Source organism: Neobacillus sp. YIM B06451 (assembly GCF_032667185.1).
GTDB lineage: Bacteria > Bacillota > Bacilli > Bacillales > Cytobacillaceae > Bacillus_D.
On record NZ_JAVFKJ010000001.1, the window covers coordinates 286,660 to 312,324 of the forward strand.

Below are 25,665 nucleotides of genomic sequence, written 5' to 3' on the forward strand. Positions count from 1 at the left end.
GTTATGTTTGCGCTCACCATTTAAGGTTAAACTAATTAAATAGAAGGTTTCGCCGGTTCTTGGGAAGAACTTTTCGGACCTTTTAGGTGTAAAGAAAAAATATTGACAAATAGATTCATGGGGGCTATAATTACCTTTGTTGCCTTGGGGTGATGTAAATGAAATGGACAATAAACCAACTGCAAAAAAGCCGGAATAAGGAATTGGCCATTGATGAAGTGGTCCATGCCGATGAAATCAAAGAGATTGATTCATCGATCAGGGGCGTTTCCCCGATCCATGTTACGGGACGGGCTGATATTGGAGCGCATAAGGTCGTGTTCAATATTAGGTTAAAAGGCCATTTGATCCTGCCTTGTTCCAGGACTCTAGTTGATGTCAATTATCCAGTTGATGTCGAAACAACGGAAACATTCCTTTTCAATACTTCTGGATATGAAACAGATGAGGAAGCCCACCAGGTTAAGGGTGACGTAGTCGACTTAATGCCGGCCATAAAAGAAATCCTCCTGCTTGAGGTTCCAATGCAGGTATTTTGTGACGATACAAATGCCGAAGGGGCCGCTCCTCAATCCGGGAAGGATTGGGAAGTTGTCCGCGAGGAAGACAAAAGCAACCGGATTGATCCAAGGCTTGCAGGGCTCGCCAAGTTTTTTGACGACAACAATCCATCCGATTCATAATCGGCAAAAAGCAAGCAAGTGAAGAACCAGCATTTCTGGACTTCATAACTTCTGATAACCCTTTAAGGAGGTGGGAAGAATGGCTGTACCTTTTAGAAGGACTTCTAAAACTGCGAAAAGAAAGCGTCGCACTCATTTTAAATTAAATGTTCCTGGTATGGTGGCATGCCCAAATTGCGGAGAGATGAAGCTTGCTCACCGTATTTGCAAAGCTTGCGGAACATACAAGGGGAAAGAAGTTGTCAACGACTAATTTTCCGTTCGATCAAGCACAAGGGAGTACATCCCTTGTGCTTTTTTCGTCCCTGGGGCAAAGTAATACATAGAAATTTTTCCTGGAGGTCTTTGAATGGCTTATTCAATAAACCAGCTTGATGGCGGCATTCTTCTATTTACAATTGAAAGGGAAGAAAAGCGGAATGCCATCAACTACGAAATCATGGAAGGCCTAAATCGGCTAGTAGATGACGCGCGTGGGAAAGGGATCAAGGCAATTGCATTAACAGGGGCAGGGGATCGTGCATTCTGTTCCGGAGGGGATCTTGCTGAATTTCACACACTTAAGACAAAAGATGAAGCGTTAACAATGCTCACCGCGATGGCCAATACACTCTACAACCTTTTGACATTGCCAAAACCGACAGTCGCAATCCTTAACGGCACAGCGGTTGGAGGCGGCTGCGAGCTTGCATCAGCCTGCGATTTCAGGATTGCCAAAAAAGGAATAAAGGCAGGTTTTATCCAGGGGAGGCAGGGAATAACAACTGGTTGGGGTGGCGGGTCCATTCTTTCGGAAAAATTACCTGTCCCGCATGCGATGAGGCTATTGATGGAAGCCGAACCGCTTCCTGCTGAAGAATTGGCGGAGGCAGGCTTCATTGATGAAATCTTTGAAGGAGATCCCGAAAATGCGGCAACAATGTTCCTCGAAAAGATGCTCAGGCATGAAGCGGGAGTTTTGGAAGGTTACAAACGAGTTTGGATTACGAAATGGGAAGCTTCGCAGCTCCGGAATAGAATTGAGATGGAAGTTGATTTTTGCTCCACACTGTGGGAAAGTGAAGCCCACCATCGCCACGTCGCGGCATTCCTGAAAAGAGGCTAAAACATCCAATATTCGGATGCTATTCTATCTTTCCTATTACGTGCATATGTATGAGGTAAAACAAGTAGGAGGGATGCAAGAATGCCATCTACACGCCAGGACGCATGGACCCCTGATGAGGATTTGCTGCTAGCCGAGGTAATTCTAAGGAACATTAGGGAGGGTGGTACACAGCTGCAGGCATTTGAAGAAGTGGGAAGGCAGCTGTCCCGCACTCCCGCAGCATGTGGATTCAGGTGGAACTCCCATGTTAGGAAGCAATACAAGGCTGGGATTGAACACGCCAAGAACCAACGTAAAGAAGGGAAAAAACAAGGGGCTTACCTGGAAAAAAACACTCCACAGAACGCAGTGGAAAAAGAAGGGGAAGAGCAGGAGAAAGTAGAAGGAAAACCTTCTTTTGATTTCCAATCAATTATTTCCTATCTCGGACAGCTCTATGAACTGGCTGAAAATTCAGCGTCCAATGCCAATGGACAAAAACAATTGCTTGAGAGGTTGGAAGAGCTGGAGATAGAAAACGAGAGGCTTGTTACAGAGCTTAACAGGGTAACAGAAGATTATCAATCGCTGATGGAAATCCTTGAAAAAGCACGGGCAATGGCAATCGGCAAGGACGGGGCCCCGCAGATACAGCAAAAGGTGAAATTCCAGGTTGACAAGTTCGGCAATTTGGAGCGGATTGAATAATCGTTGAACGAAAAAAGGCTGCATGGCGTCCATGCAGCCTTTCCCATTGGTTTAATGATGTTGGGCGGTGACTCCTTCTGGATACCAGACAAGAGGGTTTTCCCCAAGGTCCCTTTCCACCTCATACTCAACATTTGTAAAGCCATGCTTTTCCCAGAACCCTTTCGATCCTACACGGGGGTTCGTTTTTATTGGGAATCCGTACTCTTTTGCAAACTGGACGAGCGCGGTTCCATACCCTTTTCCCTGGTAGTCTGGGAGGACTTCGAGCTTCCAGAGTTCAAGATAGGTTTGAGGAGGCTCAAAATAGCGGTCGAATTTTGCGTCGACCTGGTAAAGGCTCATCCTCGCGACTAGCTTATCACCGAAATAAATGCCATAAAAAGGTGAGTCGCTGTCATTTTCAATAATATTTGCCTCAAGATCCTCAAGCATCGACAGTTCCTGAAGCCCATACTCCTTAAACTTTTTGAATTCCTCAAGCGTTTTGTAATTGACTTTCAGCTTTTCAACTTTTACCGCCATGTTGATACCCCCTAAATACCCTCTTTTATTACGATTCGAAAAAAAGAAAATGGTCTTAATGTGTATCTTTTGTTCTAACATCTTAATTATATATCAAAAAAACAAAAAATTCTGCATCTAAGATTAAATTCTGATTTTCAAAATTTGCAGGATATTCAGAGTATATGGTAGAAACATAGTATAGGGGCTTAACCTTTCGGAAAAATTTTGTATCCGCTTACAACACGGATGCAAATGCCAGGCCATAAAAATGCTATTTTGCAAGTTTCCTGGGAATGGTTGGACTAAGGGGAAGAAAGGGGTATTATGTGCGAAGGATTCTAATTGCCAACAGGGGTGAAATAGCCCTAAGAATTATAAAAACGTGTAAGAGGATGGGAATTGAGACGATTGCCATCTATTCCGATGCCGACATAGGCCTTCCTTTTGTTAAAGCTGCGACGGAGGCTATACGGATAGGCGAACCTCCAGTTGTCAAATCGTACCTGCAAGGGGAAGCCATTATTAATGCGGCGAAAAACATGGGGGCAGATGCCATCCACCCAGGGTATGGATTTTTGTCGGAAAATGCCGATTTTGCCGAAGCAGCCCGGCGGGAAGGAATAATCTTCATTGGTCCCGATCCAGGTACAATACGGCTGATGGGGGACAAAGTTGCATCGAGGGAAACGATGGAAAAGGCCGGGGTCCCGGTTGTACCAGGGAGCATCGCTGGAATTGAATCCCTGGAAGAGGCAATTGAAGTTGCCGAGGGAATCGGTTATCCAGTTATGCTTAAGGCGTCCAGCGGCGGTGGCGGTATCGGTATGGTGAAATGTTCTACAAAGGAAGATTTGGAAAAGTCCTTTACGTCCGTTAAGTCGCGGGCAAAAGCCTATTTCGGCTCAGACGGCGTCTTTCTTGAAAAATTCATTGAGAATGCAAGGCACATTGAAGTGCAGATTTTTGGGGACAGCCAAGGAAATATCGTCCACCTTTTCGAACGGGATTGCTCCATCCAAAGGAGGAACCAAAAGGTTGTTGAGGAATCCCCATCTCCGTTCCTCTCGGAAAGGGCCAGGCAAAAGCTCTTTGAAACCGCTATCAAAGCCGCTGAAGCGGTAAACTACACAAATGCTGGAACAATCGAGTTCATTTTTGATGAAAAGGAAAACTTTTATTTCCTAGAGATGAATACAAGGCTCCAGGTTGAGCATCCGGTTACGGAGGCGCTGACGGGCATCGACCTGGTTGAATGGCAAATTCATGTCGCACGCGGTGAAGCGCTTCCTGTTGCCCAGGGTGGCATTACCGCCTCCGGCCATGCGATTGAATTCCGCCTGTATGCCGAAGATCCTGTGAAATTTCTCCCTTCTCCTGGGAAAATCGAGGAATTCTCGTTTGTCGAAGGCGAGGGGATAAGGATGGATTCGGGTTATGGAGAAGGTGATTCCGTTACCCCTTTTTACGACCCGATGATTGCAAAATGCATCTTTTCTGGAGAAAGCAGGAACGAAGCACTCTCCCGGGCAAAAAAATTCTTTGGCGAACTGCGATTAAAAGGAATTAAATCAAATGCACCTCTATTCAGGGAAATCATCGAAAACAAGGATTTTTCGGAAGGGAAATACACAACAGCTTTCCTGAACACCCGCTAGCCGGTTTAGCCCGGGAAAGAGCCAGTTTGGAAAAATAGTAGAATGATGGAGGAATAACGCATGAAGGAAATAGTATCTTCAATGGCAGGAACAGTATTCAATATTTTGGCTTCGGCAGGTGATGAGGTTACTGAGGGGCAAACTATTCTCATCCTTGAATCAATGAAAATGGAAATCCCTGTTGAAAGCACGGGCAGTGGAAAAATAGCCGAAATAAGGGTGGCAGTCGGAGACTTCGTAAATGAAGGCGATGTACTGGCCACGTTGGAATAAGGAGGAGCATATGTCAGGGCCAAGTACAATCCAGCAGAAATTAACCGATAAAAGAAAGGCTGCCGAAGCAGGGGGGCACCAAAAATACCACGACAAACTGAGAGAACAAGGGAAACTTTTCGTAAGGGAACGGCTTGCCCTTCTGTTTGACGGTGGTGAATACGAGGAAGACGGCAAATTCGCCAACAATATGGCGGAGGGCCTTCCCGCCGATGGGGTAGTTACGGCAATTGGAAAGGTGGGCGGGCAGACCGTTTGTGTAATGGCGAACGACTCGACCGTTAAAGCGGGTTCCTGGGGAGCCAGGACGGTGGAAAAAATCATCAGGATTCAGGAAACCGCCGAAAAGTTGAAAGTACCGCTGTTTTATCTTGTGGACTCTGCTGGTGCTAGGATTACGGACCAGCTCGATATGTTCCCGAACCGCCGTGGGGCGGGGAGGATTTTTTACAACCAAGTAAAGCTCTCGGGAATGATTCCGCAAATATGCATTCTTTTCGGACCTTCCGCGGCTGGCGGCGCATACATACCGGCGTTTTGTGACATTGTCATCATGGTGGACGGAAACGCTTCTATGTACCTCGGGTCTCCGAGAATGGCAGAAAAGGTAATCGGGGAAAAAGTCACACTTGAAGAAATGGGCGGCGCCCGCATGCATTGTACGGTTTCGGGTTGTGGAGACATCCTCGCATCTTCCGAGGAGGAAGCGATTGAATCGGCAAAAAAATATCTTGCATACTTCCCTGCAAGCTTCCGTGTAAAGCCGAAAGCTGTCGACCCAAAGCCGCCTGCGACGGGACGGGAACTTGAAGCAATCATTCCAGAAAACCAGAATGCCCCGTTCGATATGTATGAAGGAATTCAATCCTTGATTGATGAAGGAACCTTTTATGAAATAAAAAAGCTTTTCGCCCCCGAACTGATTACCGGGCTGGCGCGCATCGGCGGAAGGACAGTCGGTATTATTGCAAATCAGCCTAAGGTGAAAGGCGGGGTGCTGTTCGTTGATTCGGCGGATAAAGGCGCCAAATTCATCCAGCTTTGTGATGCCTTCCATATACCGTTGCTTTTCCTTGCGGATGTTCCAGGCTTCATGATTGGAACAAAGGTGGAACGGGCCGGAATTATCCGCCACGGAGCAAAGCTGATTGCCGCGATGAGCTCCGCAACCGTACCGAAAATCTCGGTCATTGTCCGGAAAGCCTATGGCGCCGGTCTGTACGCGATGGCGGGACCTGCATTCGAACCGGATGTATGCATCGCCCTGCCTACGGCGCAAATCGCGGTCATGGGTCCGGAAGCCGCGGTAAACGCGGTTTACTCAAACAAAATCAACGAAATCGAAGACCCGAAGGAAAGGATTGCTTTTGTCCAGGCGAAACACCAGGAATACAAGGAATCAATCGATATTTATAAATTGGCATCCGAATTGATTGTTGATGAAATAGTCGCGCCATCTGAACTCCGGGATGTATTGATCAATCGGTTTGCTTACTATGAAACGAAGGAACTAATCTTCAGCACAAGGAAGCATCCGGTCTATCCGGTATAGGATTGGTATAAGGGCTTTTCCCTTTTGATGGGGGAAAGCCCTTTTTATTCTTCTTACAAGTGTAAAAGATGTAGAATGGAAGGTAAATATCTAATTTTCCGGTACAAAGGTCCTGTTATTTGGTAAAATGTAGGCAAAGAAAAGGCAGGGAGATTTTATGTTAAAAATAGGGGTTGTAGGGGCAGGCTCCATCGGTCTGCTTTTCGCGGCATACATGCATAAGTTGTTTGATGTAACAGTGTATACTAGGTCGCACGGCCAGGCTGAACAGATAAATAGAAACGGTATTAGGCTCGTGAAAGGAGCAGGCCCCCTGACGGCGAAAGTCCGGGCTGAAGTTTTGGGCGCAAACGAAATGGATAACGATTTGACAATCGTAGCGGTCAAGCAATATCAGCTTGACTCGGTTATTGGCCACCTTCCGGCTAAGGGAGGTCTGCTTTTTCTGCAAAATGGAATGGGGCATTTGAAGCTTCTCGATCGGTTGAAGGCTGAGGACATCTATGTCGGCTCGGTTGAACACGGGGCGTTAAAGGAAACGCCCGACACCGTCAGCCATAACGGGGCAGGCCTTACCCGGGTGGCTGTTTTCAGAGGGGATCCCTGGCTGCTAGAGAAGGTTGCGTCGTTGCTTCCGGGCAACTTTCCAATGGAGCTTGAACCTGATTACTATGAAATGCTTGCTGGGAAGCTTGCCGCCAATGCCGTCATCAATCCTTTGACTGCAGTCCTCGGAGTGAGGAATGGGGAACTCGTCGAGAATCCGCGCTATGAAAGGGTTCTGGAAAAAATGTTTGAAGAGGCGGCGGGAATCTTGGATTTCAATGATAAACATGAAAGGCTTTTGAAGGTAAAGGGCATTTGCCGCAATACATCTGAAAATCGGTCGTCAATGCTGAAGGATCTTGATGCGGGAAGGCCGACTGAAGTTGACGCCATCCTTGGCTACCTCCTTGATAAAGCATCCAGTAAAGGATTGGCGGCGCCGCTTTTGGGGGCTTTTTATGAAATGATTAAAGGAAGAGAATGGACAGGGAGGGTAAATCGTTGAGTACAATTTTGTCGTCCATATTCGCATTGTTCATTTTTCTTCCGTTGCTCGGCTACATACTAATATTCTCCATTTGCAAACCGCTGACAGGGAACCATCGGCTTTCGGTCGGGCTTGCATTGGATGCCACGACATTCCTGCTCGTCATCTCGGTCCATTTCCTGATTGTGACAATATGGAACATTTCATTCCTTTGGCTGATTTTTGTTATTCTTTTGTCGTTGGGGATGGCTTCGGCGATCATCCAGTGGAAAACAAAAGGGGAAGTCGTTTTACGGAAAGTTTTTAAAGGATTTTGGCGGTTTACTTTTTTGCTCTTTTTTGCGGCCTATATCGGTTTGATTTTGTTCGGCCTTGTGGAACGGGCCATTCATGCCGTCCAGGCATCCTAGCCCGGCCTGGAAATATGCAGGCAAAGTTTTTTTCCTGGCAATGTGTTAATGCTATACTCATATGGTATGACTATTGTTTAATCAGAAAGGAAGTACTATATGGAGATTTCGAATCTCTCGCTCCCGGCTGCGAATCGATTTGCTTCTGAATACCTAAAGCAGACGGAAGCAGTAACACCGTTTTTTCATTATACATATAACAAGCCGGGGGTATATAGGGAAAGGCTTGAAGATCTGGCATCAAGGGATTATCCAAGGGAACGGCTTGCTTCCCATATTGAATCGTATATGTCTAGGTTCGGTGAAAGCGAGGAAAACCTCAAATCAATAGAAAAACTGAAGCGTCCCGATAGCGCGGTTGTCATTGGAGGGCAGCAGGCCGGGATATTGACGGGTCCGCTTTATACGATACATAAAGCTATTTCCATTATCCGCCTTGCGGAGCTTGAAGAGTCAAGGCTTGGCGTTCCGGTTGTCCCTGTTTTTTGGATTGCGGGCGAAGACCATGATTATGATGAGGTCAACCATCTATTCGTCCCGGCTGGAAACTCAATGGAGAAATGGATTTTTCCCCAAAAAACAGGTGGGAAGAAAATGGTCACTGATATTGAAATTGATCGGGACCTTTGCGGCGCGTGGGTCTCAAACCTGATTGCCCATTTTGGAGAAACGGGTTATACAAAGGAATTGGTCAAGGTTATTGAACATTTCCTTGAAGCGCACTCCTCCTTTTCTGATTTTTTCGCGGCGCTGGTCCTCCACCTTTTCAAAGATTCCGGACTGCTGATTGTGGATTCTGGCAATAGGGAACTGCGCCTACTCGAGAGTGAAAAATTCGAGGCGATCATTCACAGCCATGCGGAAATTTCGGAATCGCTTATAAGCCAGCAGGAGGAAATCAAAAAACAAGGATTTGCGAATACAATTGAAGCAGCTAAAAACTCGGCAAACCTTTTTTATTACGACAGCAGGCTTGAAGAGAGAATTCTTCTTGAATACGATCCTTCGGAAGAACGGTTTACCGGTAAAAACGGCTCGGTTGTTTTTACAAAAGAAGAATTGCTCCTTATCGCAAGGGAGGAGCCGTTCCGGTTGAGCAACAATGTGGTGACAAGGCCGTTAATGCAGGAATGGCTGTTTCCGGTCTTGGCCTTTATCGGGGGGCCTGGCGAAATTGCCTATTGGGCCGAATTGAAGCAAGTTTTTGAACACTTCGGAATGAAGATGCCGCCAATTGTTCCAAGATTGAATATTACGATCCTTGAAAGGCCGGTGGAAGTAGACATTCAGGAACTTGGGTTGGATATTGCTGAGGCCATGATCCGGGGAACGGCCGCCGAGGAAGAGACGTTCCTTTCTTCCTTACGGGATCATGAATTGGAAGAGGCTTTTGCCAGGGCCAAGGCTGAAATACTCAGGCAATACGATGGCCTTGTTGGGAAGGCGGCCGGTTCGGCTCCTGGACTACTTCCGCTGATGAAAAAAAATGAGGCGATCGTCCTTGCACAAATTGCATTCCTTGAAAGGAAACTTGAAGAAGCGGTCCGGTTAAAGCATAAAGCGATCCTCGATAAATTCGCGCGCGTGAACCTAGCCCTCCGCCCGGAAGGCAGCCCGCAGGAACGGATATGGAACATCATCTATTACCTGAATAAATATGGCCTCGATTTTGTTGCAAGGCTATCCGATCTTGAATATGAATTCGACGGCAAACATAAATTGGTTCGAATATGAGTGAACATTCGATCAAGTTTTTTCCACGGTCAGAATAGACATCAATGGCTCTCCTTTTTTGGGAGGGCTTTTTTTATTTGGTTTTTTTACACTTGATCGGTATCAAAAAATTTAGGTAAACAATTTGGGGCGAAAAGAAAAAAAGTGTGGAGGAAAGTGGGGGATTGTGGTACAGTTTAATTAGAAAGTGGGGGTAGTGGGCATGTTCATGGGCGAATATCATCATAACATTGATAATAAAGGCCGCCTGATTGTCCCTTCCAAATTGAGGGACAACCTTGGGGAAATGTTTATTATTACCCGGGGATTGGACCGATGCCTATTTGGGTACCCGCTATCCGAGTGGAAAGTGATTGAAGAGAAGCTTAAAGCACTTCCGCTCACAAAAAAAGACGCCCGCGCTTTTACAAGGTTTTTCTTTTCCGGTGCAACGGAAAGCGAAATTGATAAGCAGGGCAGAATCAACATCCCGGCTCCATTGCTTGACTATGCGAATTTACAAAAAGAATGTGTGATCTTAGGGGTTTCCAATCGAATCGAAATCTGGAGCAAGCAGATTTGGGAAGAATACTTCCAGGAATCCGAGGATTCTTTTGCAGAAATTGCAGAAAATATGATTGGCTTCGATATTTAAGGGAATTATTATTTCACAATAGTTTCTTTGTCTATCGTTCGATTGGAAGGGTGGCTATCTAGTTATGTTTGAACATACAACCGTATTATTGGATGAAGCAGTTGATGGGCTAAATATTAAACCGGACGGAATCTATGTGGACTGCACGCTGGGAGGTGCGGGCCACAGCCTGGAGATTATCCGGAAGCTTGGCGAAAAAGGCAGGCTGGTCGCATTTGACCAGGACGAAACCGCAATCAAACATGCAAAGGAAAAGCTTGCTCCATACTTGGACAAGCTGACCCTGATTAAAAGCAATTTCTTGCATCTTGAAAGCGGGCTCGAAGAAATTGGAATACATAAAGTTGATGGGATCTTGTACGACCTTGGTGTTTCTTCTCCGCAGCTCGACACACCTGAACGGGGATTCAGCTATCATCATGATGCAGCACTTGACATGAGGATGGACCAAAGCGCCGATATTTCCGCTTACGACATTGTTAACAGTTGGGACTATGAAGATTTGGTCAGGATATTTTTCCGCTATGGGGAGGAGAAATTCTCCAAGCAGATTGCCCGTAAAATAGAAGCAGCCAGGGCCAAAAAGCCAATTGAAACAACATTTGAGCTTGTTGAACTGATTAAAGAGGCCATCCCGGCACCTGCGAGGAGGAAAGGCGGCCATCCCGCAAAACGGATTTTCCAGGCAATCAGAATTGCGGTGAATGATGAACTGGGCGTTTTTGAAAATTCCCTCAAGCAGGCAATCAACCTTCTGAACAAGGGCGGGAGGATCTCCGTTATAACGTTCCATTCACTTGAAGACAGGATTTGTAAAGCAACATTTAAGCAGGCATCCGAAACACCGCCGCTGCCTCCGGGGCTTCCGGTTATTCCGGATGAATTCAAGCCTGTTTTAAAACTCGTAAACCGGAAACCGATTCTTCCATCTGAAAGGGAACTTGAAGAAAACAACCGCGCCCGTTCAGCAAAGCTTCGTATCGCCGAAAAAATTTAACCAGTGAAAAAATAGACGAGAAACTAAAAGCAGTAGTTCAGGAGGGGAAAGAATGAGCAGTTTAGCAAGGAAGCTCCAGGAACAGCAGAGCCAGCAAAGACAGCCAGTAGTCCAGCCGGAAAAGAGAAAAGCTTTAAGGCATAAGGTAACCCCTGGCGAAAGACTAATTTGGGGAATTTTCGCTGCCCTGCTTTTCTTCGGTGCAGTGCAAATCGTCTCGGCACAATCAGAAATATACAAGGTTAACAAGGATATTCAGGAAATGGAAGTTTCTATCAAAGAGTATGAAAAAGCGAACGGTGACCTGAAAATACAGGTAAAAGAACTCGGCAACTATGACCGTATAATGGCCAAGGCAAAGGAACTGGGTTTGATGCTGAACGAAAATAATGTCAAGGTCGTGCAATAAAAATGCCAAAAAAACAACCTAATATTAACAGGGGAGCAGTTGGATTGTTTTTTCTATTCAGCCTGCTCTTTTTTGCCATCCTCTACCGTTTTTTCGCTATTGGAATAACTGGGGAGGCTGCCGGCCAGCCACTTGCGGCCAAGGCTGAACAAAAACATATGAGGCATGGCATAATTGAAGCGGAGAGAGGCACTATCAAGGATAGAACCGGTGAAATCATCGCGGAAGACACCGCTTCCTATAGCCTTATTGCCATCCTTGATGAAAAAATGACCACCAATCCGGATAACCCCAAGCATGTCTTCGACCCTGAAAAAACCGCTGCTACACTATCAAAATATATTGAATTGAGCGAAAGTGAAATTTTAAGGATTCTCTCCAAGAAAAAAGACAATCCAAAATTATTCCAGGTGGAATTCGGTAAGGCAGGTAAGGACATATCCTTCCAGACAAAGAAACAAATCGAGGCGGAAAAGCTTCCGGGGATTACGTTTAAAAAAGAATCGAAACGCTTTTATCCGAATGGCGTATTTGCTTCACATGTCATTGGTTTCGTCGAGAAAGCAGAAGGGAATAATTCCGCTGCAAAAACATTCGGAAAGCTTGGCATCGAAAAATCGATGGACAAGTATTTAAAAGGCGAGAATGGAAGGATTGACTATGAAAGTGATCTATGGGGATATTTGCTTCCATCCGGCAAGGAGCTTGTCACGCCCGCCCAAAATGGAAATGATATACATCTCACTTTGGACAAGAAAATTCAGACCTTTCTCGAGGATGCTTTAAATAAAACGGTCGAAGAATATAAACCGAAAAAAATCATCGCCATTGTCGCAAATCCGAAAACCGGGGAAATATTGGCAATGGGGCAAAGGCCAACCTTCCATCCGAAAACAAGGGATGGGATTGAAAAAAGTTGGCACAATGAAGCAATAGAATATCCGTTTGAACCAGGTTCCACAATGAAAATTTTCACGCTTGCGGCTGCAGTTAATGAAGGAGTATTCAATCCTGAAGAAAAGTACAAATCGGGCTCCTACAAAGTTACCGAACGTGATAAGGCCATCAGGGACCATAATGGAAAAGGATGGGGTTCGATTTCCTATCTTGAGGGCGTCCAACGCTCATCGAACGTAGCGTTTGCGAAAATCGCCAAAGAAAAATTGGGTTTTGAAAAGTTCCGTGAGTATTTGACGAAGTTCGGGCTCGACAGGCCTACAGGTATCGATCTTCCGGACGAAGCGACAAGCAAACTGCGCTATGAATGGCCAATTGAAAAAATCACAACTTCATATGGACAAGGGACGGCGATTACAGCCATCCAGCAAATCCAGGCGGCAACAGCTATCGCGAACAACGGGAAAATGATGAAGCCATACGTCATCAAGAAAATCGTCGACCATGATACAGGTGAAACGATTATGGAAAAGGAACCTGAGGTGGTTTCACAGCCAATTTCACCCGATGCTGCGAAAAAAGTCAGGGATATCCTTGAAACAGTCATCACTTCTCCGAACGGGACAGGCCAACGGTACAATATTGAAGGATACAGTGTGGCTGGGAAGACGGGTACAGCGGAAATGTCACAGGGCGGTGGATATTTGAAGGGTCCGGGGGATTACATTTTCTCCTTTCTTGGTATGGCGCCGGCGGATGATCCGAAGCTGATTGTCTATGTGGCCGTTCAGCAGCCTGATATCGATAGCTATTTCAAAGGATCGCTTCCTGTTTCGATGGTCTTTAACCCAGTCATGAAAAATAGCTTGCAGTATATGAATATAAAACCTTCAAGCCTCGTGGTCGCAAAAAAAGAGGCGCTTCCTGACCTTGTCGGCAAGACTTCGGCGGAAGCTTCAAAAATTCTTGAGGGCAAAGGGTTTGATGCGGTTACGATCGGCAAGGGTGGAACTGTCGTAGGGCAGCTTCCCGCTCCTGGTGAGGTTGTGTTGGAAGGTGAAAAAGTAATTTTACGCACTTCGGGTGATGCGGCCATGCCTGATTTGACTGGATGGTCGCTGAGGGATGCGCTAAAGGCTGCGAACGTTGCGAAGCTTCACCTTAACTTTAAAGGCTCTGGCTACGTTGTAAAGCAAAGCATCACCAAGGGAGCCCCCATTAAAAGTGGTGACCGTCTCACAATTGAGCTGGAAACGCCTCTTGACAACTTGAATGGGAAGAATGAGGAAGAAAGGGACCCCGAAATAAAGGAATAAAGAAAAGCTTAATAAGGATGTTTATCACATAGATGATTGGAACGCCGGCGTTCTAATTTTTTGAAGTCCCGCATAAAAATGAACGACAGGCATGTCCTTTTAAAGGGAGTGCCAGGCTTGTTACCCATGCCCTGGCGCATGAAGAAGGAGGAACATTTATGCGGGTTTCAAATGTTACTGTAAGAAAACGCCTGATGGCAGCCTTATTTACAGGCATTCTTATTTTCTTTATTATTGATGTCCGCCTTGGTTACGTCCAATTTTATTTGGGTGATATGCTGACCAACAAGGCGAAGGATTCATGGAGCAGGAACATTCCTTTCGCTCCGGAAAGAGGAGAAATTATCGATCGCAATGGCGTTCCCCTGGCAACCAACATAAGTTCCCCGACCGTCTGGATCGTTCCGAGGCAAATAGAGGAACCCGAAATGGCCGCGGAAAAGCTGGCGGCCGTATTAAATGCTTCGAAGGAAAGCGTCCTAAAAAGCCTGACAGAGACACAATCGATTATCCGCCTGCCATCTGGACGGAAAATTTCACATCAAAAAGCAAAGGAAATCCGTTCACTTGGCCTGAAAGGAATCTATATTGGTGATGATTCCAAGCGCCACTATCCTTTCGGCAGCTATTTGTCGCATGTGCTTGGCTTTGCGGGAATTGACAACCAGGGTTTGATGGGCCTTGAGCTGTTCTATGATAAAGAATTAAGCGGGCAAAAAGGGTCGGTTCAATTTTATGCCGATGCAAAAGGCCGGCGGATGAATGATATGGCGGACGATTATCAGCCTCCAATTGACGGGCTTGATTTAAAACTGACGATTGACACGAAAATCCAAACCATTGTGGAGAGGGAAATGGAAATCGCCCAAAAAACGTATAACCCGGACGGGCTGATCGCGATTGCCATGAATCCGAATAATGGAGAAATCCTTGCAATGGCAAGCCGGCCGAATTTCGACCCAGCAAATTTCCGGTCGGTGCCTCAAGAAGTCTACAACAGGAACCTCCCCGTCTGGAGCACGTATGAACCAGGATCCACCTTTAAAATCATCACGCTTGCCGCCGCGCTTGAGGAAGGCAAGGTAAATTTGGAAAAAGAACACTTTCATGACTCAGGTAGTGTCCAGGTAGCCGGTGCACGGCTGAAGTGCTGGAAGCGGGGCGGACATGGGAGCCAGACATTTTTGGAAGTTGTCCAAAATTCCTGCAACCCAGGTTTCGTAGAGCTTGGAGAGAGGCTCGGAAAAGAAAAACTATTTGATTATGTAAAAGGGTTTGGCTTCGGCCAAAAGACGGGAATTGACCTTCAGGGGGAAGGCACCGGGATATTGTTCAATATGAACCGTGTTGGCCCGGTAGAATTGGCGACAACAGCTTTCGGCCAGGGCGTTTCCGTAACGCCGATCCAGCAGGTGACCGCGGTGGCCGCGGCTGTAAACGGTGGATACTTGTACACCCCCTATATCGCGAAGGAACTGATTGACCCGGCAACCAAGCAGGTAGTGATGAAGAATTCACCAAAACTGAAAAGGCGTGTCATTTCCGAAGAAACATCCAAGCAAATCAGGCATGCGCTCGAAAGCGTTGTAGCACAGGGGACTGGTGGAAAGGCATTCATCGATTCCTACCGGGTCGGAGGAAAAACAGGGACGGCCCAAAAAGCGCAGGGCGGCAGGTATTTGGAAAATAACCATATTGTTTCATTCATCGGGTTTGCGCCTGCGGATGACCCACAGCTTGTTGTATACGTTGCTGTAGATAACCCAAAAGGGACCGTCCAGTTTGGCGGCGTCGTCTCTGCCCCGATCGTTGGGAACATCATGAAGGATTCGTTGCTTGCCATGGGGGTTGAGCCGAGAAAGGACCAAATCGAAAAGAAAAAGACTTGGCAGGATGTCCCAATGATCTCAATGCCCAACCTGGAGGGGATGACGAAAAAGGAGCTTGGGGAGCAGCTCGAAAACCTGAAAATCGAGGCTAAAGGGGAAGGCGATATGGTTGTTAAGCAGCTGCCGCAGGCCGGAACGAGGGTAAAGGAAGGTTCGACAATCATTCTTTATTTCGGCAAAGGAAACTAAAACATGGAAGGCGATGGAATTTTTCCACCGCCTTCTTCCTGTGTCTCCACCATATGCCAATCACTCGGGAACTCTACGGGAAAATCATTATGGATTAATGGCGAAATACATGTATATCATGTAAAATAGGTATCGATTGTTAAGCAGGAGAGGAATTGAAAACAATGAAGTTGCGTGAGCTTTTAAAACATTTGCGTCAACCGGGTAAATTGCCTGAAGCAAACCCGGACATATCATCGGTTGAAGACAGCCATAGCAAGGTGCGAAACGGCAGCCTGTTTATTTGCATAAAGGGCTTTTCGGCGGATGGACATGATTTTGCCGCAGAGGCTGTACAGAAAGGCGCAGTCGCCATCGTTGCCCAGAGGGAGCTCGATGTGCCCGTGCCTGTTTATATTGTGCGCGACACGTCTCGGGCAAAAGCGATTCTGGCTGATGCATTTTATGGGCATCCAAGCCACGGCATCCATTTGACGGGGATAACCGGAACGAACGGAAAAACAACGACGAGCCATTTAATTGAACAGATTTTTTCCGACTCGGGCCTGAAAACAGGGCTGATTGGAACGATGTATACAAAAGTGGGCGATCGGAAATTCGAAGTCAAAAATACAACTCCGGAAAGCCTTACGTTGCAAAAGACATTCAGGTTGATGGCCGATGAGGGAGTTACCCATGCGGTTATGGAAGTTTCCTCACATGCCCTCGATTATGGCAGGGTTCATGGGACTGATTTCAATGTTGCGGTCTTTACGAATCTGACCCAGGACCATTTGGATTACCATAAGACGATGGATAAGTACAGGCAGGCAAAGAGCCTTTTGTTTTCCCAATTGGGAAATGCGTATTCCGATACATCACCAAAGTTCGCTGTTATAAATGCAGACGACCCCGCCGCCCAAGAGTTCATCCGGGCAACCGCGGCATTCATACTTACATACGGGATTGACGAAAAGGCGGATATTATGGCCAAAAACATCCGCCTTACTCCACAGGGCACAACCTTTACGGTTGAAATTGCCGGAGAACCTTATTCTGTTTCAATGAAACAGGTCGGCAAATTCAATGTTTATAACGCGCTTGCGGCGATTGGAGCGGCTCTTGCATCTGGAATAACCCCGGAAATCGCCATTTCGTCACTTGAGCGGATCGAAGGGGTGGCAGGAAGGTTTGAAACAGTCGACGCCGGGCAGGACTTTTCCATTATTGTCGACTATGCTCACACCCCTGACAGCCTTGAAAATGTCCTGAAAACGATTCGTGAATTCGCAAAAAAGGATATATATGTATTGGCGGGCTGTGGCGGGGACAGGGACAGGGCAAAGCGCCCACTGATGGCCCGCATCGCCTGCGAGTACGGGACGCATCCGATTTTCACTTCGGATAACCCGAGGAGCGAGGACCCTGAAGCCATCCTCCGCGATATGGAAGAAGGCGTTAAAGGAAGAAACTACAAAGTCATCCCTGACAGGAAAGAAGCAATTGAATATGCTGTCGGGTCGGCCCAATCCGGGGATATCATCCTCATCGCAGGAAAGGGACATGAAACATACCAGGAAATTAAAGGCGTCAAATATGATTTCGATGACCGGGTTTGTGCAAGAGATGCCGTCATAAGATTGGAAAAAGGAAAAAAGAATTAAACTATTTAGTTTGAGATAAATTTCTACACTTTTATTTTGAAATGCAAGTTGATTGGAGCGGAGGGCACCGACTCCTGCGGGATGCAGCGGCAAGGTGGAGACCCCACAGGTGCTTGCGCCGAGGAGGCTCCACTGACGCCCCGCGGAAAGCGTGTGCCCGGAGCGGAAATCAACCGCATGGTTACTGTAGAATATACAATTTTAATTCAAACAAAATTTTAAACAATGGAGATTAACGTATTGATATGAGTAGCAAACAAATTGTTTTTTTTCATAGGGGCCTTCTCCCGAATAGTAAAACTTCATATGATAGTGCTGTGGCAGCGGTCTTTGTGAGCGCCACTGTTCCTGTAAGGAGGCAGTTTCATGCTTGAACAAGTTATTTTTTTCACGATACTGATGGGGTTTTTAATAACCGTCCTCCTTTCCCCGATATTCATTCCTTTCCTGAGAAGGTTGAAGTTTGGGCAGAGCATTCGGGAAGAGGGCCCGAAATCGCACCTAAAAAAAACAGGAACGCCTACGATGGGCGGGATTATGATTCTGTTATCGATTATTATTACCTCGCTCGTCATGGCGGGCAAGTTCGCGGGGCCGACCTCTAAGACATACATGCTGATCATTGTCACCGCCGGCTTCGGGCTGCTCGGCTTTCTCGATGACTTTATAAAAGTTGCAATGAAGCGGAATCTTGGCCTTACATCGAAACAGAAATTGTTGGGCCAGATTATTATTTCGGTCATTTTCTATCTTCTTTATAGAAGAAATGAACTCCCATCGGAATTGGGGCTTCCTTTTACCGATTATTCCATTGACCTTGGCTGGTTTTATCTCGTTTTTGTCATCTTTTGGCTAGTTGGTTTTTCAAACGCCGTCAATTTGACGGATGGGCTTGACGGGCTTGTGTCTGGGACGGCGGCTATTGCCTTCGGTGCCTACGCCGTGCTTGCTTGGAGCCAGTCCCAATTTGAACTTTCGATATTTAGTGTCGCAGTCGTTGGCGCAGTACTGGGTTTCCTTGTATTCAACGCTCACCCTGCCAAGGTTTTTATGGGGGATACCGGATCACTCGCGCTTGGGGGGGCCATAGCCGCATTATCGATCCTTACCGGCCATGAATTCCTGCTCTTAGTGATTGGCGGCGTCTTCGTAATCGAAACGTTATCGGTCATCCTCCAGGTTATTTCGTTTAAAACAACCGGCAGGAGGATTTTCAAAATGAGCCCGCTCCACCATCATTATGAACTATCAGGCTGGTCCGAATGGCGAGTTGTAGTCACGTTTTGGACAGTAGGCCTCCTTTTTGCGATTCTTGGAATTTATATCGGGGTGTGGATTTAAGTGAAGATGATTGATACGTATCAGCATAGGAAAATACTTGTACTGGGGCTTGCGAAAAGCGGCGTGACGGCGGCAGCGCTCCTGCATAAGCTTGGAGCATTCGTCACCGTTAACGACTTTAAGCCCCTCTCCGAAAACAAGGAGGCCCAGGGGCTGCTTGAACAGGGAATCACCGTGATAACGGGGAGCCATCCTGTTGAATTGCTAGAGGAGGGCTTTGAACTCGTTGTCAAAAATCCTGGCATTCCATACACAAACCCAATGGTAAAACGAGCATTTGAAAAAGGGATTCCTGTTATAACCGAGGTCGAACTGGCCTGGCAAATTTCCGAAGCGCCGTTCATTGGGATTACTGGTACGAACGGAAAAACAACTACGACAACTTTGATTTTTGAAATGCTCAAAGAAGGGGCGAAACAACCGCTCATCGCGGGGAACATCGGTACGGTCGCATCAGGAGTGGCTCAGGAAGCAACAGACGAAAATACGATCGTCATCGAGCTTTCATCTTTCCAGCTGATGGGCATAGAAGGTTTTAAGCCAAAAGTCGCCGTCCTTACCAATCTTTATGATGCCCACCTGGATTATCATGGAACAAGGGCGGAATACCATTCGGCTAAAGCGAACATCACGAAGAATCAGGGAGATGGCGATTATTTTGTTTATAACGCCGACCAGGAAGAAACCATCGCTGTTGCAAAAAACTCAAAAGCAGTGCTTGTTCCTTTTTCAGCCACGAAAGAACTAGGGAGGGGAGCCTACGAGAGCGGGGGGTGGCTTTGCTTTGAAGGCGAGAAGATCATTCATCGTGAGGATGTCGCCCTGCCAGGCGAGCATAACCTTGAAAACATTCTTTCGGCAGTTGCATCGGCAAAGCTATCTGGAGTGGATAACGAGGCAATCCAAACTGTGCTGAAATCCTTCACGGGTGTCAGGCACCGCCTTCAGTTCGTTGCGGAAAAGGATGGACGGAAGATTTACAACGATTCAAAGGCGACGAATATCCTCGCCACCCAAAAAGCGCTTGAGGCATTTGACGCACCAATCGTTTTGCTTGCGGGGGGACTGGACCGGGGGAATGGATTTGACGAGCTCATTCCTTCCATGAAAAATGTCAAGGCATTGATTACCTTTGGGGAAACAGCGGAAAAGCTTGCGGAAACGGCTAAGAAGGCGGGAATAAAAACGATTGTCCGCGCCGATAATGTTGAGGGTGCTGTTCCGGAAGCGTACAGGCTTTCACAGCCCGGGGATGTTATTCTCCTGTCTCCTGCCTGTGCGAGCTGGGACCAGTACAAAACTTTTGAGGTCAGGGGCGACATGTTTATTGAAGCGGTGCATAAGCTTAAGTAGGGCTTGTCTCCTTGCTTGAGCCGCTAGCACGAATTTTCCCCTGGCTCTCCGGAAGGCCCAATACATGGGGCAGAGGTGTTTGGCAGTGCCAGTAAAAAAAAATTCTCCCGATTTGATCCTGTTGGCTGTAACATTCGCGCTGCTCGCTTTCGGGCTTATCATGGTCTATAGTTCAAGTGCGATTTGGGCGGAATTCAAATTCAATGACTCCTTTTTCTTCGCAAAAAGGCAAGTTTTGTTTGCCGGGGTCGGAATCGCCGCAATGTTTTTCATCATGAACATCAACTACCTGACATGGCGTACATGGGCTGTAGTCATTATCATTATCTGCTTTTTCCTACTGCTGCTAGTCCTCGTTCCAGGGGTCGGGAATGTCAGGAATGGCTCAAGGAGCTGGATTGGAGTCGGGGCTTTCTCCATTCAGCCTTCCGAATTCATGAAACTTGCGATGATCGCATTTTTGGCAAAATATCTTTCGGAGCGCCAAAAGTTCATTACGTCCTTACGGAAAGGCCTCGTACCGTCGCTTGGGCTTGTGTTCATTGCCTTTGCGCTAATTATGCTTCAGCCCGACCTTGGTACCGGTACAGTCATGGTAGGAACATGTCTGGTCATGATATTCGTGGCCGGGGGAAGGATACTCCATTTCGCAGGGTTGATTCTTCTAGGCGCCGCCGGTTTCGCTGGATTAATCATATCGGCGCCATACAGAATTAAAAGGATAACCTCCTTTCTTGATCCTTGGTCCGATCCGCAGGACAGCGGCTTTCAGATTATACAGTCGTTGTATGCAATCGGGCCGGGCGGCCTTTTCGGGCTGGGCCTAGGAGAAAGCCGACAGAAATTCTTTTATTTACCCGAACCGCAGACAGATTTTATCTTTGCGATTCTTGCCGAGGAGCTGGGCTTCATCGGAGGCTCGCTTATTCTCCTGTTATTTGCCCTCCTCCTTTGGCGAGGGATTAAGATTGCGCTCGGCGCTCCGGATCTGTTTGGGAGCTTTCTGGCAGTGGGCATCATTTCGATGGTCGCCATCCAAGTGATGATCAATATTGGTGTTGTAATCGGGCTCATGCCGGTTACTGGGATCACATTGCCTTTTTTAAGTTATGGGGGCTCATCGCTGACCCTTATGCTCATGGCAATCGGGGTACTATTGAACATTAGCCGTTATGTAAAATATTAACCAAGGCCCTGCCGATGCAGGGTTCTTTTTCACTTTGGTATTTGCTGAGGATAAAAATGCCATACATGAAACGACCCTTTTCATCGTTTCTATGTTTAAAATATAGTAGAATGAGGGTAAATGAAGCGGGTGCTTTTTTTCGAGTTTTCCTGGTTAGTTGGTGAACGGCGGTTTTAAAATCATTCGCTGGTCTATAGAATAAATGCTTCAAGTAAACAAGATTCATTAACAAATTTGCCGAGGGCATTACATAATGAGCAAGCAAAGCGAGGGGACGCAGCCCAATACTTTCCTTCTGGGAGACGTCCCTTGGCAGAAATGAAACGAACCACTAATTAGGCATTGCATACACTAAAAAAAACTCCGTTTGTAATCAGAAAGGGAGGGATCTTATGGATGGGCTAAAAAAAGAACTTGAAATGGCTGGAATTGGAAAAATAAAAGAGTCGGAGGCGCTGTCACAGCATACAACAATTAAAATTGGCGGGCCAGCGGACATTTTTGTTGAGCCGTCCTCAATCGAAAACCTGCTTAAAACAATGAAAATTGTAAGGCAACACGGCGTACCGTGGCGGGCAATCGGGCGTGGGTCAAACCTGCTCGTCTCGGACCGGGGGATTGAAGGGGTTGTAATCAAACTCGGAAGCGGCCTTGACCGGTTGGAACAGAACGGAACCGAAATAACGGTCGGGGGCGGACAGTCACTCGTTTCGCTCGCCACCTCAGTCAGCAGGAAAGGACTAACAGGCTTTGAATTTGCCGGCGGAATTCCGGGTTCGGTAGGCGGGGCTGTTTACATGAATGCCGGCGCACATGGTTCGGACATTAGTAAAATTTTAAAAAAAGCGCATATTCTTTTCGAGGATGGCCAAATAGAGTGGCTATCAAATGAACAGCTTGAATACTCGTACAGGACATCTATCCTCCAGAAAAAAAGGCCGGGGATTGTCCTTGAAGCTGTTTTCCAGCTTGAAGCAGGGAATAGGGAGGCAATTGTAGCGGAACTTCAAAAAAACAAGGACTATCGAAAGGAAACGCAGCCCTGGAATTTTCCATGCGCGGGCAGCATTTTCCGCAATCCTCTTCCCAATTACGCAGGAAGGCTGATTGAAGATGCCGGGCTAAAAGGCCACTCAATCGGCGGCGCGAAAATATCTGAAATGCACGGGAATTTTATCGTCAATACCGGCACCGCGACCGCAGAGGATGTGCTGGCGCTTATCCAGCATGTCAAGGATACGATTTTCTCCCATAAAGGTATCCACATGGAAACCGAAGTCGAAATAATTGGCCGAAAATAGCAGGAAAATCATCATACCGGCATATAATTGTATGCTATAATATTTCCATTGGATTAGGCGAAAAGCTGTACCAAAAACGGCGGCATGAGACGATCGTGCCGTTGTTTTCGATTATCCCTTCCTTTACAGGGAGTTTTTTCACTAATCACGATGGGGTGAACGGAAATGCAAAAGGGCAAAGTGCTCACACTGGAAGACAGGATACCGAAATTGAAGGAACAACGGCGGAAAAAGGCGAATAGAAGGCTGATTCTTCTGCTTTTTATGTTTTTTTTCCTAATTGCCGGCGTCATTTACATACAATCCCCTCTTAGCCACGTTAGTGCAGTGGAGGTAAGGGGAAATTCCGCTTACGAGGACACGGAACTTGTGAAAGTTACCGGAATAACCAACGAGACGAACATTTGGAAAATTCAAAATGACGCAATATCCAAAAAATTGACAAAGTTTCCTGAAATAAAGAGTGCCAGCGTAAAACTCGTGCTGCCAAATAAAATCCTCATCAACATAGCAGAGCATAGGCGGATTGCCTATCTCGCCAAAGACGCAGGATTTTACCCGGTAATGGAAAACGGCAAAGTTCTTCCGGGGAACAAAAAGGAGTCTCTTTCAGAAAATGTTCCGGTCCTGATGGGATTCAAGGAAGGCAAAGTGCTTGATGAAATGTGTTCTTCCCTCCTTACGCTTCCAGAGGAAATTTACAATTCCATTTCAGAAATCCACTATACTCCCCAAAAAACAGATGAATTCCATGTGTCACTGTTTATGAATGACGGGTTTGAAGTTAGTGCTTCCTTAAGGACATTCGCGGAAAAAATGGTTCATTATCCATCAATTGTGAGCCAGCTTGATCCAAACGTAAAAGGAGTCATTGATTTGGAAGTCGGGTCCTACTTTAAAGCATATGAAATAAAGGGGGAGGAAGGCCTTGATGAAGAAAGTGAGGGGTAAACATGTGATTTTATCGCTCGTTTGCCTAGTTCTTGGATACATTATGGCCTTTTCATATCATCTAACAATAGTGGAAAACAAGCATAAAAACAAACAAGTCACAGGCAGCCATTACGAGCGGACACTGGACCTGCGCAACCAGCTCATTTACCTGGAGGAGGAGAACCGTAAGCTTCAAAGGGAATACAATAAAAAGCAGGCAAAGGTCCTTCAGAATGAAAAAGAACTTTCAAAAGGAGAAGAAGCATACTCATCAATCGCCAGGGAAGCTGAAAAATTCCGGATGTTCCTTGGCAAGGTAAAGGTAAAGGGGCCGGGAATACAGGTCTCCCTCGCGGATGGGGACTATAATCCTGATGAACAAAACATTAATAACTATCTCGTACATGAATACCATGTTTTCAAGGTAGTAAATGAATTGTATGTATCCGGCGCGGAAGCGGTTGCCATTAATGGCCAAAGGCTATCCGCAAACTCGTATATCGTTTGCAATGGCCCTGTCATAACCGTCGACGGTAAACAGCATCCCGCTCCATTTGTTATATCGGCGATTGGCGACCCGGCGGTCCTGGAATCGGCCCTCAATATGACAGGCGGCGTCAGGGACCAGATTGTGAATGATAACATCGTTTTTACTTTGGAGAAAAAAGATTCTATTCATTTTAATCCCATATTGGGCAGCTAATTAACTCATGTCCACGAAGAAGGTTAGGTGAAAACTGTGGACAAGCAAAAAAAGAATTTTACCAGCTTTTCAATCGTTGCCGCCATCATCGGTTTTATGATCGCCATCCAGTTCCAGACCGTAAAGGAACCTGCTGATGTACGCGATACAAGGGATATTTGGCAACTAAGGCAGGACATCCTGAAGGAAAAGAAATTGCAGTCGGAACTTCTGGGTGAAATCCGGTCTGCCGAGAACAAACTTGCAGGGTATGAAACAAAGAGGCAAAACGGGAAAGAACAGGTACTTAGGGAAACGTTGGAGGAATTAAAGATAGAGGCGGGCTTGACTGAAATAACCGGGCCGGGCATTATCCTGACAATTGAACCTGTTTTTGAGGAGGTCCTCATCGGGGACCCGATCAACACGACTGTTACTCCCGATCTATTAAAAAGGCTGACAAATGAATTGAATATGTATGAGGCAAAACAAATAGCCATTGATGGGCAGCGAATAATAAATTCGACGGTCATCCGTGAAATAAGCTCGGAAACAAGGATAGACGGCCATCGGCTCTCTGCGCTTCCGATAGAAATAAAGGTTATCGCTGACAATATACAGGCCGCGGAAAAACTCTCCAACCGGATGAAAGCTTCGCAATCAATGGAAGAGTTCTTCATTGATAACCTGCGGTTAACGGTTTCAGATCCCATACAGGATATCACTATCGGGGCATATGAAAACCCAATAAGGATAAACACAATGAAGCCAGCCAAGACCGATGAAGGGGGGGATTCCTAATGTGGCTTCCAGTCCTGGGGCTCATCGTCGGAGTGATTCTCGGGCTAATGACCGAAATCAGGATACCTGATGAGTATTCAAATTATTTGTCGATTGCCGTCCTTGCCGCGTTGGATACCCTGTTTGGCGGAATCAGGGCGCATTTGCAGAATATATATGACGAAAAGGTTTTCGTCTCCGGTTTTTTCTTTAATATAATCCTTGCAGCAAGTTTAGCTTTCCTGGGAGTCCATCTTGGTGTAGACTTGTATTTAGCTGCCGTGTTCGCATTTGGAGTCAGGCTTTTTCAGAATATTGCGGTCATCAGGCGGATTATGCTGACCAAATGGTCGGCATCACGTGAAAAAACAGAAAAAATTTGATATTTTTTAAAGGGAATCATTTCGTTCTGACGAATATTTTTATAATATATAATTATATTTACAATTTTTGAACGATAAATCTAGTAAAAA

General features: G+C 46.4%; 25 protein-coding genes. 24 read left to right on the forward strand and 1 reads right to left on the reverse strand.

Annotation, left to right across the window (positions count from 1 at the left end; genetic code table 11):
* Positions 1–158 precede the first annotated feature (158 nt).
* The 4 genes from RB160_RS01360 to RB160_RS01375 all read left to right on the forward strand — a co-directional run bounded on the left by RB160_RS01360 (position 159) and on the right by RB160_RS01375 (position 2,478).
* Entirely contained in the window at positions 159–683 is a 525-nt protein-coding gene (locus RB160_RS01360; protein WP_316568415.1) for a YceD family protein, read from the forward strand.
* Between the two features lie 79 nt (positions 684–762).
* Positions 763–936: a 50S ribosomal protein L32 gene (gene rpmF / locus RB160_RS01365; RefSeq protein WP_053366094.1), complete on the forward strand. Its 174-nt coding sequence runs from the start codon at positions 763–765 to the stop codon at positions 934–936.
* Positions 937–1,032: 96 nt separating this feature from the next.
* A complete protein-coding gene (locus RB160_RS01370; RefSeq protein ID WP_316568416.1) occupies positions 1,033–1,788 on the forward strand; it encodes an enoyl-CoA hydratase/isomerase family protein in 756 nt (251 codons plus the stop codon).
* A gap of 81 nt (positions 1,789–1,869) precedes the next feature.
* Positions 1,870–2,478, forward strand: coding sequence for an RsfA family transcriptional regulator (locus RB160_RS01375; RefSeq protein WP_316568417.1), 609 nt, complete (start codon positions 1,870–1,872; stop codon positions 2,476–2,478).
* A 51-nt stretch (positions 2,479–2,529) separates the two neighbouring features.
* Here the strand turns inward: RB160_RS01375 and RB160_RS01380 are convergent, their stop codons facing one another.
* Complete coding sequence (locus tag RB160_RS01380; protein WP_316568418.1) at positions 2,530–3,003, reverse strand: N-acetyltransferase; 474 nt, start codon at positions 3,001–3,003, stop codon at positions 2,530–2,532.
* Positions 3,004–3,311: 308 nt separating this feature from the next.
* Between RB160_RS01380 and RB160_RS01385 the strand changes: the two genes are divergently transcribed.
* The 20 genes from RB160_RS01385 to RB160_RS01480 all read left to right on the forward strand — a co-directional run bounded on the left by RB160_RS01385 (position 3,312) and on the right by RB160_RS01480 (position 25,575).
* Entirely contained in the window at positions 3,312–4,640 is a 1,329-nt protein-coding gene (locus RB160_RS01385) for an acetyl-CoA carboxylase biotin carboxylase subunit (RefSeq protein ID WP_316568419.1), read from the forward strand.
* Positions 4,641–4,700: 60 nt separating this feature from the next.
* Complete coding sequence (locus RB160_RS01390) at positions 4,701–4,913, forward strand: biotin/lipoyl-binding carrier protein (protein WP_316568420.1); 213 nt, start codon at positions 4,701–4,703, stop codon at positions 4,911–4,913.
* Positions 4,914–4,923: 10 nt separating this feature from the next.
* Positions 4,924–6,465: an acyl-CoA carboxylase subunit beta gene (locus tag RB160_RS01395; RefSeq protein ID WP_316568421.1), complete on the forward strand. Its 1,542-nt coding sequence runs from the start codon at positions 4,924–4,926 to the stop codon at positions 6,463–6,465.
* A 157-nt stretch (positions 6,466–6,622) separates the two neighbouring features.
* Positions 6,623–7,516 carry a 2-dehydropantoate 2-reductase gene (locus RB160_RS01400; protein WP_316568422.1) on the forward strand — a complete coding sequence of 298 codons (894 nt, stop codon included), beginning with the start codon at positions 6,623–6,625 and terminating at the stop codon, positions 7,514–7,516.
* Positions 7,513–7,908 (forward strand): DUF3397 domain-containing protein, encoded by a 396-nt coding sequence (locus tag RB160_RS01405; protein WP_316568423.1) that lies wholly within the window; start codon positions 7,513–7,515, stop codon positions 7,906–7,908. Before RB160_RS01400 ends, RB160_RS01405 begins: the two co-directional genes overlap by 4 nt.
* 99 nt (positions 7,909–8,007) lie before the next feature.
* Positions 8,008–9,642, forward strand: a complete 1,635-nt coding sequence (gene bshC, locus RB160_RS01410; protein WP_316568424.1) for a bacillithiol biosynthesis cysteine-adding enzyme BshC — start codon at positions 8,008–8,010, stop codon at positions 9,640–9,642.
* Positions 9,643–9,844: 202 nt separating this feature from the next.
* Positions 9,845–10,276 (forward strand): division/cell wall cluster transcriptional repressor MraZ, encoded by a 432-nt coding sequence (mraZ, locus tag RB160_RS01415; protein WP_316568425.1) that lies wholly within the window; start codon positions 9,845–9,847, stop codon positions 10,274–10,276.
* Positions 10,277–10,340: 64 nt separating this feature from the next.
* On the forward strand, positions 10,341–11,273 hold the full coding sequence (gene rsmH, locus RB160_RS01420; RefSeq protein ID WP_316568426.1) for a 16S rRNA (cytosine(1402)-N(4))-methyltransferase RsmH: 933 nt from the start codon (positions 10,341–10,343) through the stop codon (positions 11,271–11,273).
* A gap of 52 nt (positions 11,274–11,325) precedes the next feature.
* Positions 11,326–11,682, forward strand: a complete 357-nt coding sequence (ftsL, locus tag RB160_RS01425) for a cell division protein FtsL (RefSeq protein ID WP_316568427.1) — start codon at positions 11,326–11,328, stop codon at positions 11,680–11,682.
* Positions 11,683–11,684: 2 nt separating this feature from the next.
* Positions 11,685–13,895 carry a penicillin-binding transpeptidase domain-containing protein gene (locus tag RB160_RS01430; protein ID WP_396954651.1) on the forward strand — a complete coding sequence of 737 codons (2,211 nt, stop codon included), beginning with the start codon at positions 11,685–11,687 and terminating at the stop codon, positions 13,893–13,895.
* Between the two features lie 158 nt (positions 13,896–14,053).
* Positions 14,054–15,973: a stage V sporulation protein D gene (locus RB160_RS01435; protein WP_316568429.1), complete on the forward strand. Its 1,920-nt coding sequence runs from the start codon at positions 14,054–14,056 to the stop codon at positions 15,971–15,973.
* Between the two features lie 164 nt (positions 15,974–16,137).
* On the forward strand, positions 16,138–17,616 hold the full coding sequence (locus RB160_RS01440) for a UDP-N-acetylmuramoyl-L-alanyl-D-glutamate--2,6-diaminopimelate ligase (protein WP_316569038.1): 1,479 nt from the start codon (positions 16,138–16,140) through the stop codon (positions 17,614–17,616).
* 366 nt (positions 17,617–17,982) lie between these two features.
* A complete protein-coding gene (gene mraY, locus RB160_RS01445) occupies positions 17,983–18,957 on the forward strand; it encodes a phospho-N-acetylmuramoyl-pentapeptide-transferase (protein ID WP_316568430.1) in 975 nt (324 codons plus the stop codon).
* Positions 18,958–20,310: a UDP-N-acetylmuramoyl-L-alanine--D-glutamate ligase gene (gene murD, locus RB160_RS01450; protein WP_316568431.1), complete on the forward strand. Its 1,353-nt coding sequence runs from the start codon at positions 18,958–18,960 to the stop codon at positions 20,308–20,310. It begins immediately after the preceding gene.
* A gap of 85 nt (positions 20,311–20,395) precedes the next feature.
* Entirely contained in the window at positions 20,396–21,496 is a 1,101-nt protein-coding gene (gene spoVE, locus RB160_RS01455) for a stage V sporulation protein E (protein WP_316568432.1), read from the forward strand.
* A 392-nt stretch (positions 21,497–21,888) separates the two neighbouring features.
* Entirely contained in the window at positions 21,889–22,797 is a 909-nt protein-coding gene (murB, locus tag RB160_RS01460) for a UDP-N-acetylmuramate dehydrogenase (RefSeq protein ID WP_316568433.1), read from the forward strand.
* Between the two features lie 165 nt (positions 22,798–22,962).
* Positions 22,963–23,748: a cell division protein FtsQ/DivIB gene (locus RB160_RS01465; RefSeq protein ID WP_316568434.1), complete on the forward strand. Its 786-nt coding sequence runs from the start codon at positions 22,963–22,965 to the stop codon at positions 23,746–23,748.
* Entirely contained in the window at positions 23,729–24,433 is a 705-nt protein-coding gene (locus RB160_RS01470; protein WP_316568435.1) for a DUF881 domain-containing protein, read from the forward strand. The genes RB160_RS01465 and RB160_RS01470 overlap by 20 nt, the downstream gene beginning before the upstream one ends.
* A gap of 36 nt (positions 24,434–24,469) precedes the next feature.
* A complete protein-coding gene (locus RB160_RS01475; protein ID WP_316568436.1) occupies positions 24,470–25,213 on the forward strand; it encodes a DUF881 domain-containing protein in 744 nt (247 codons plus the stop codon).
* Positions 25,213–25,575 carry a small basic family protein gene (locus RB160_RS01480; protein ID WP_316568437.1) on the forward strand — a complete coding sequence of 121 codons (363 nt, stop codon included), beginning with the start codon at positions 25,213–25,215 and terminating at the stop codon, positions 25,573–25,575. Before RB160_RS01475 ends, RB160_RS01480 begins: the two co-directional genes overlap by 1 nt.
* The last annotated feature ends 90 nt before the right edge of the window (positions 25,576–25,665 follow it).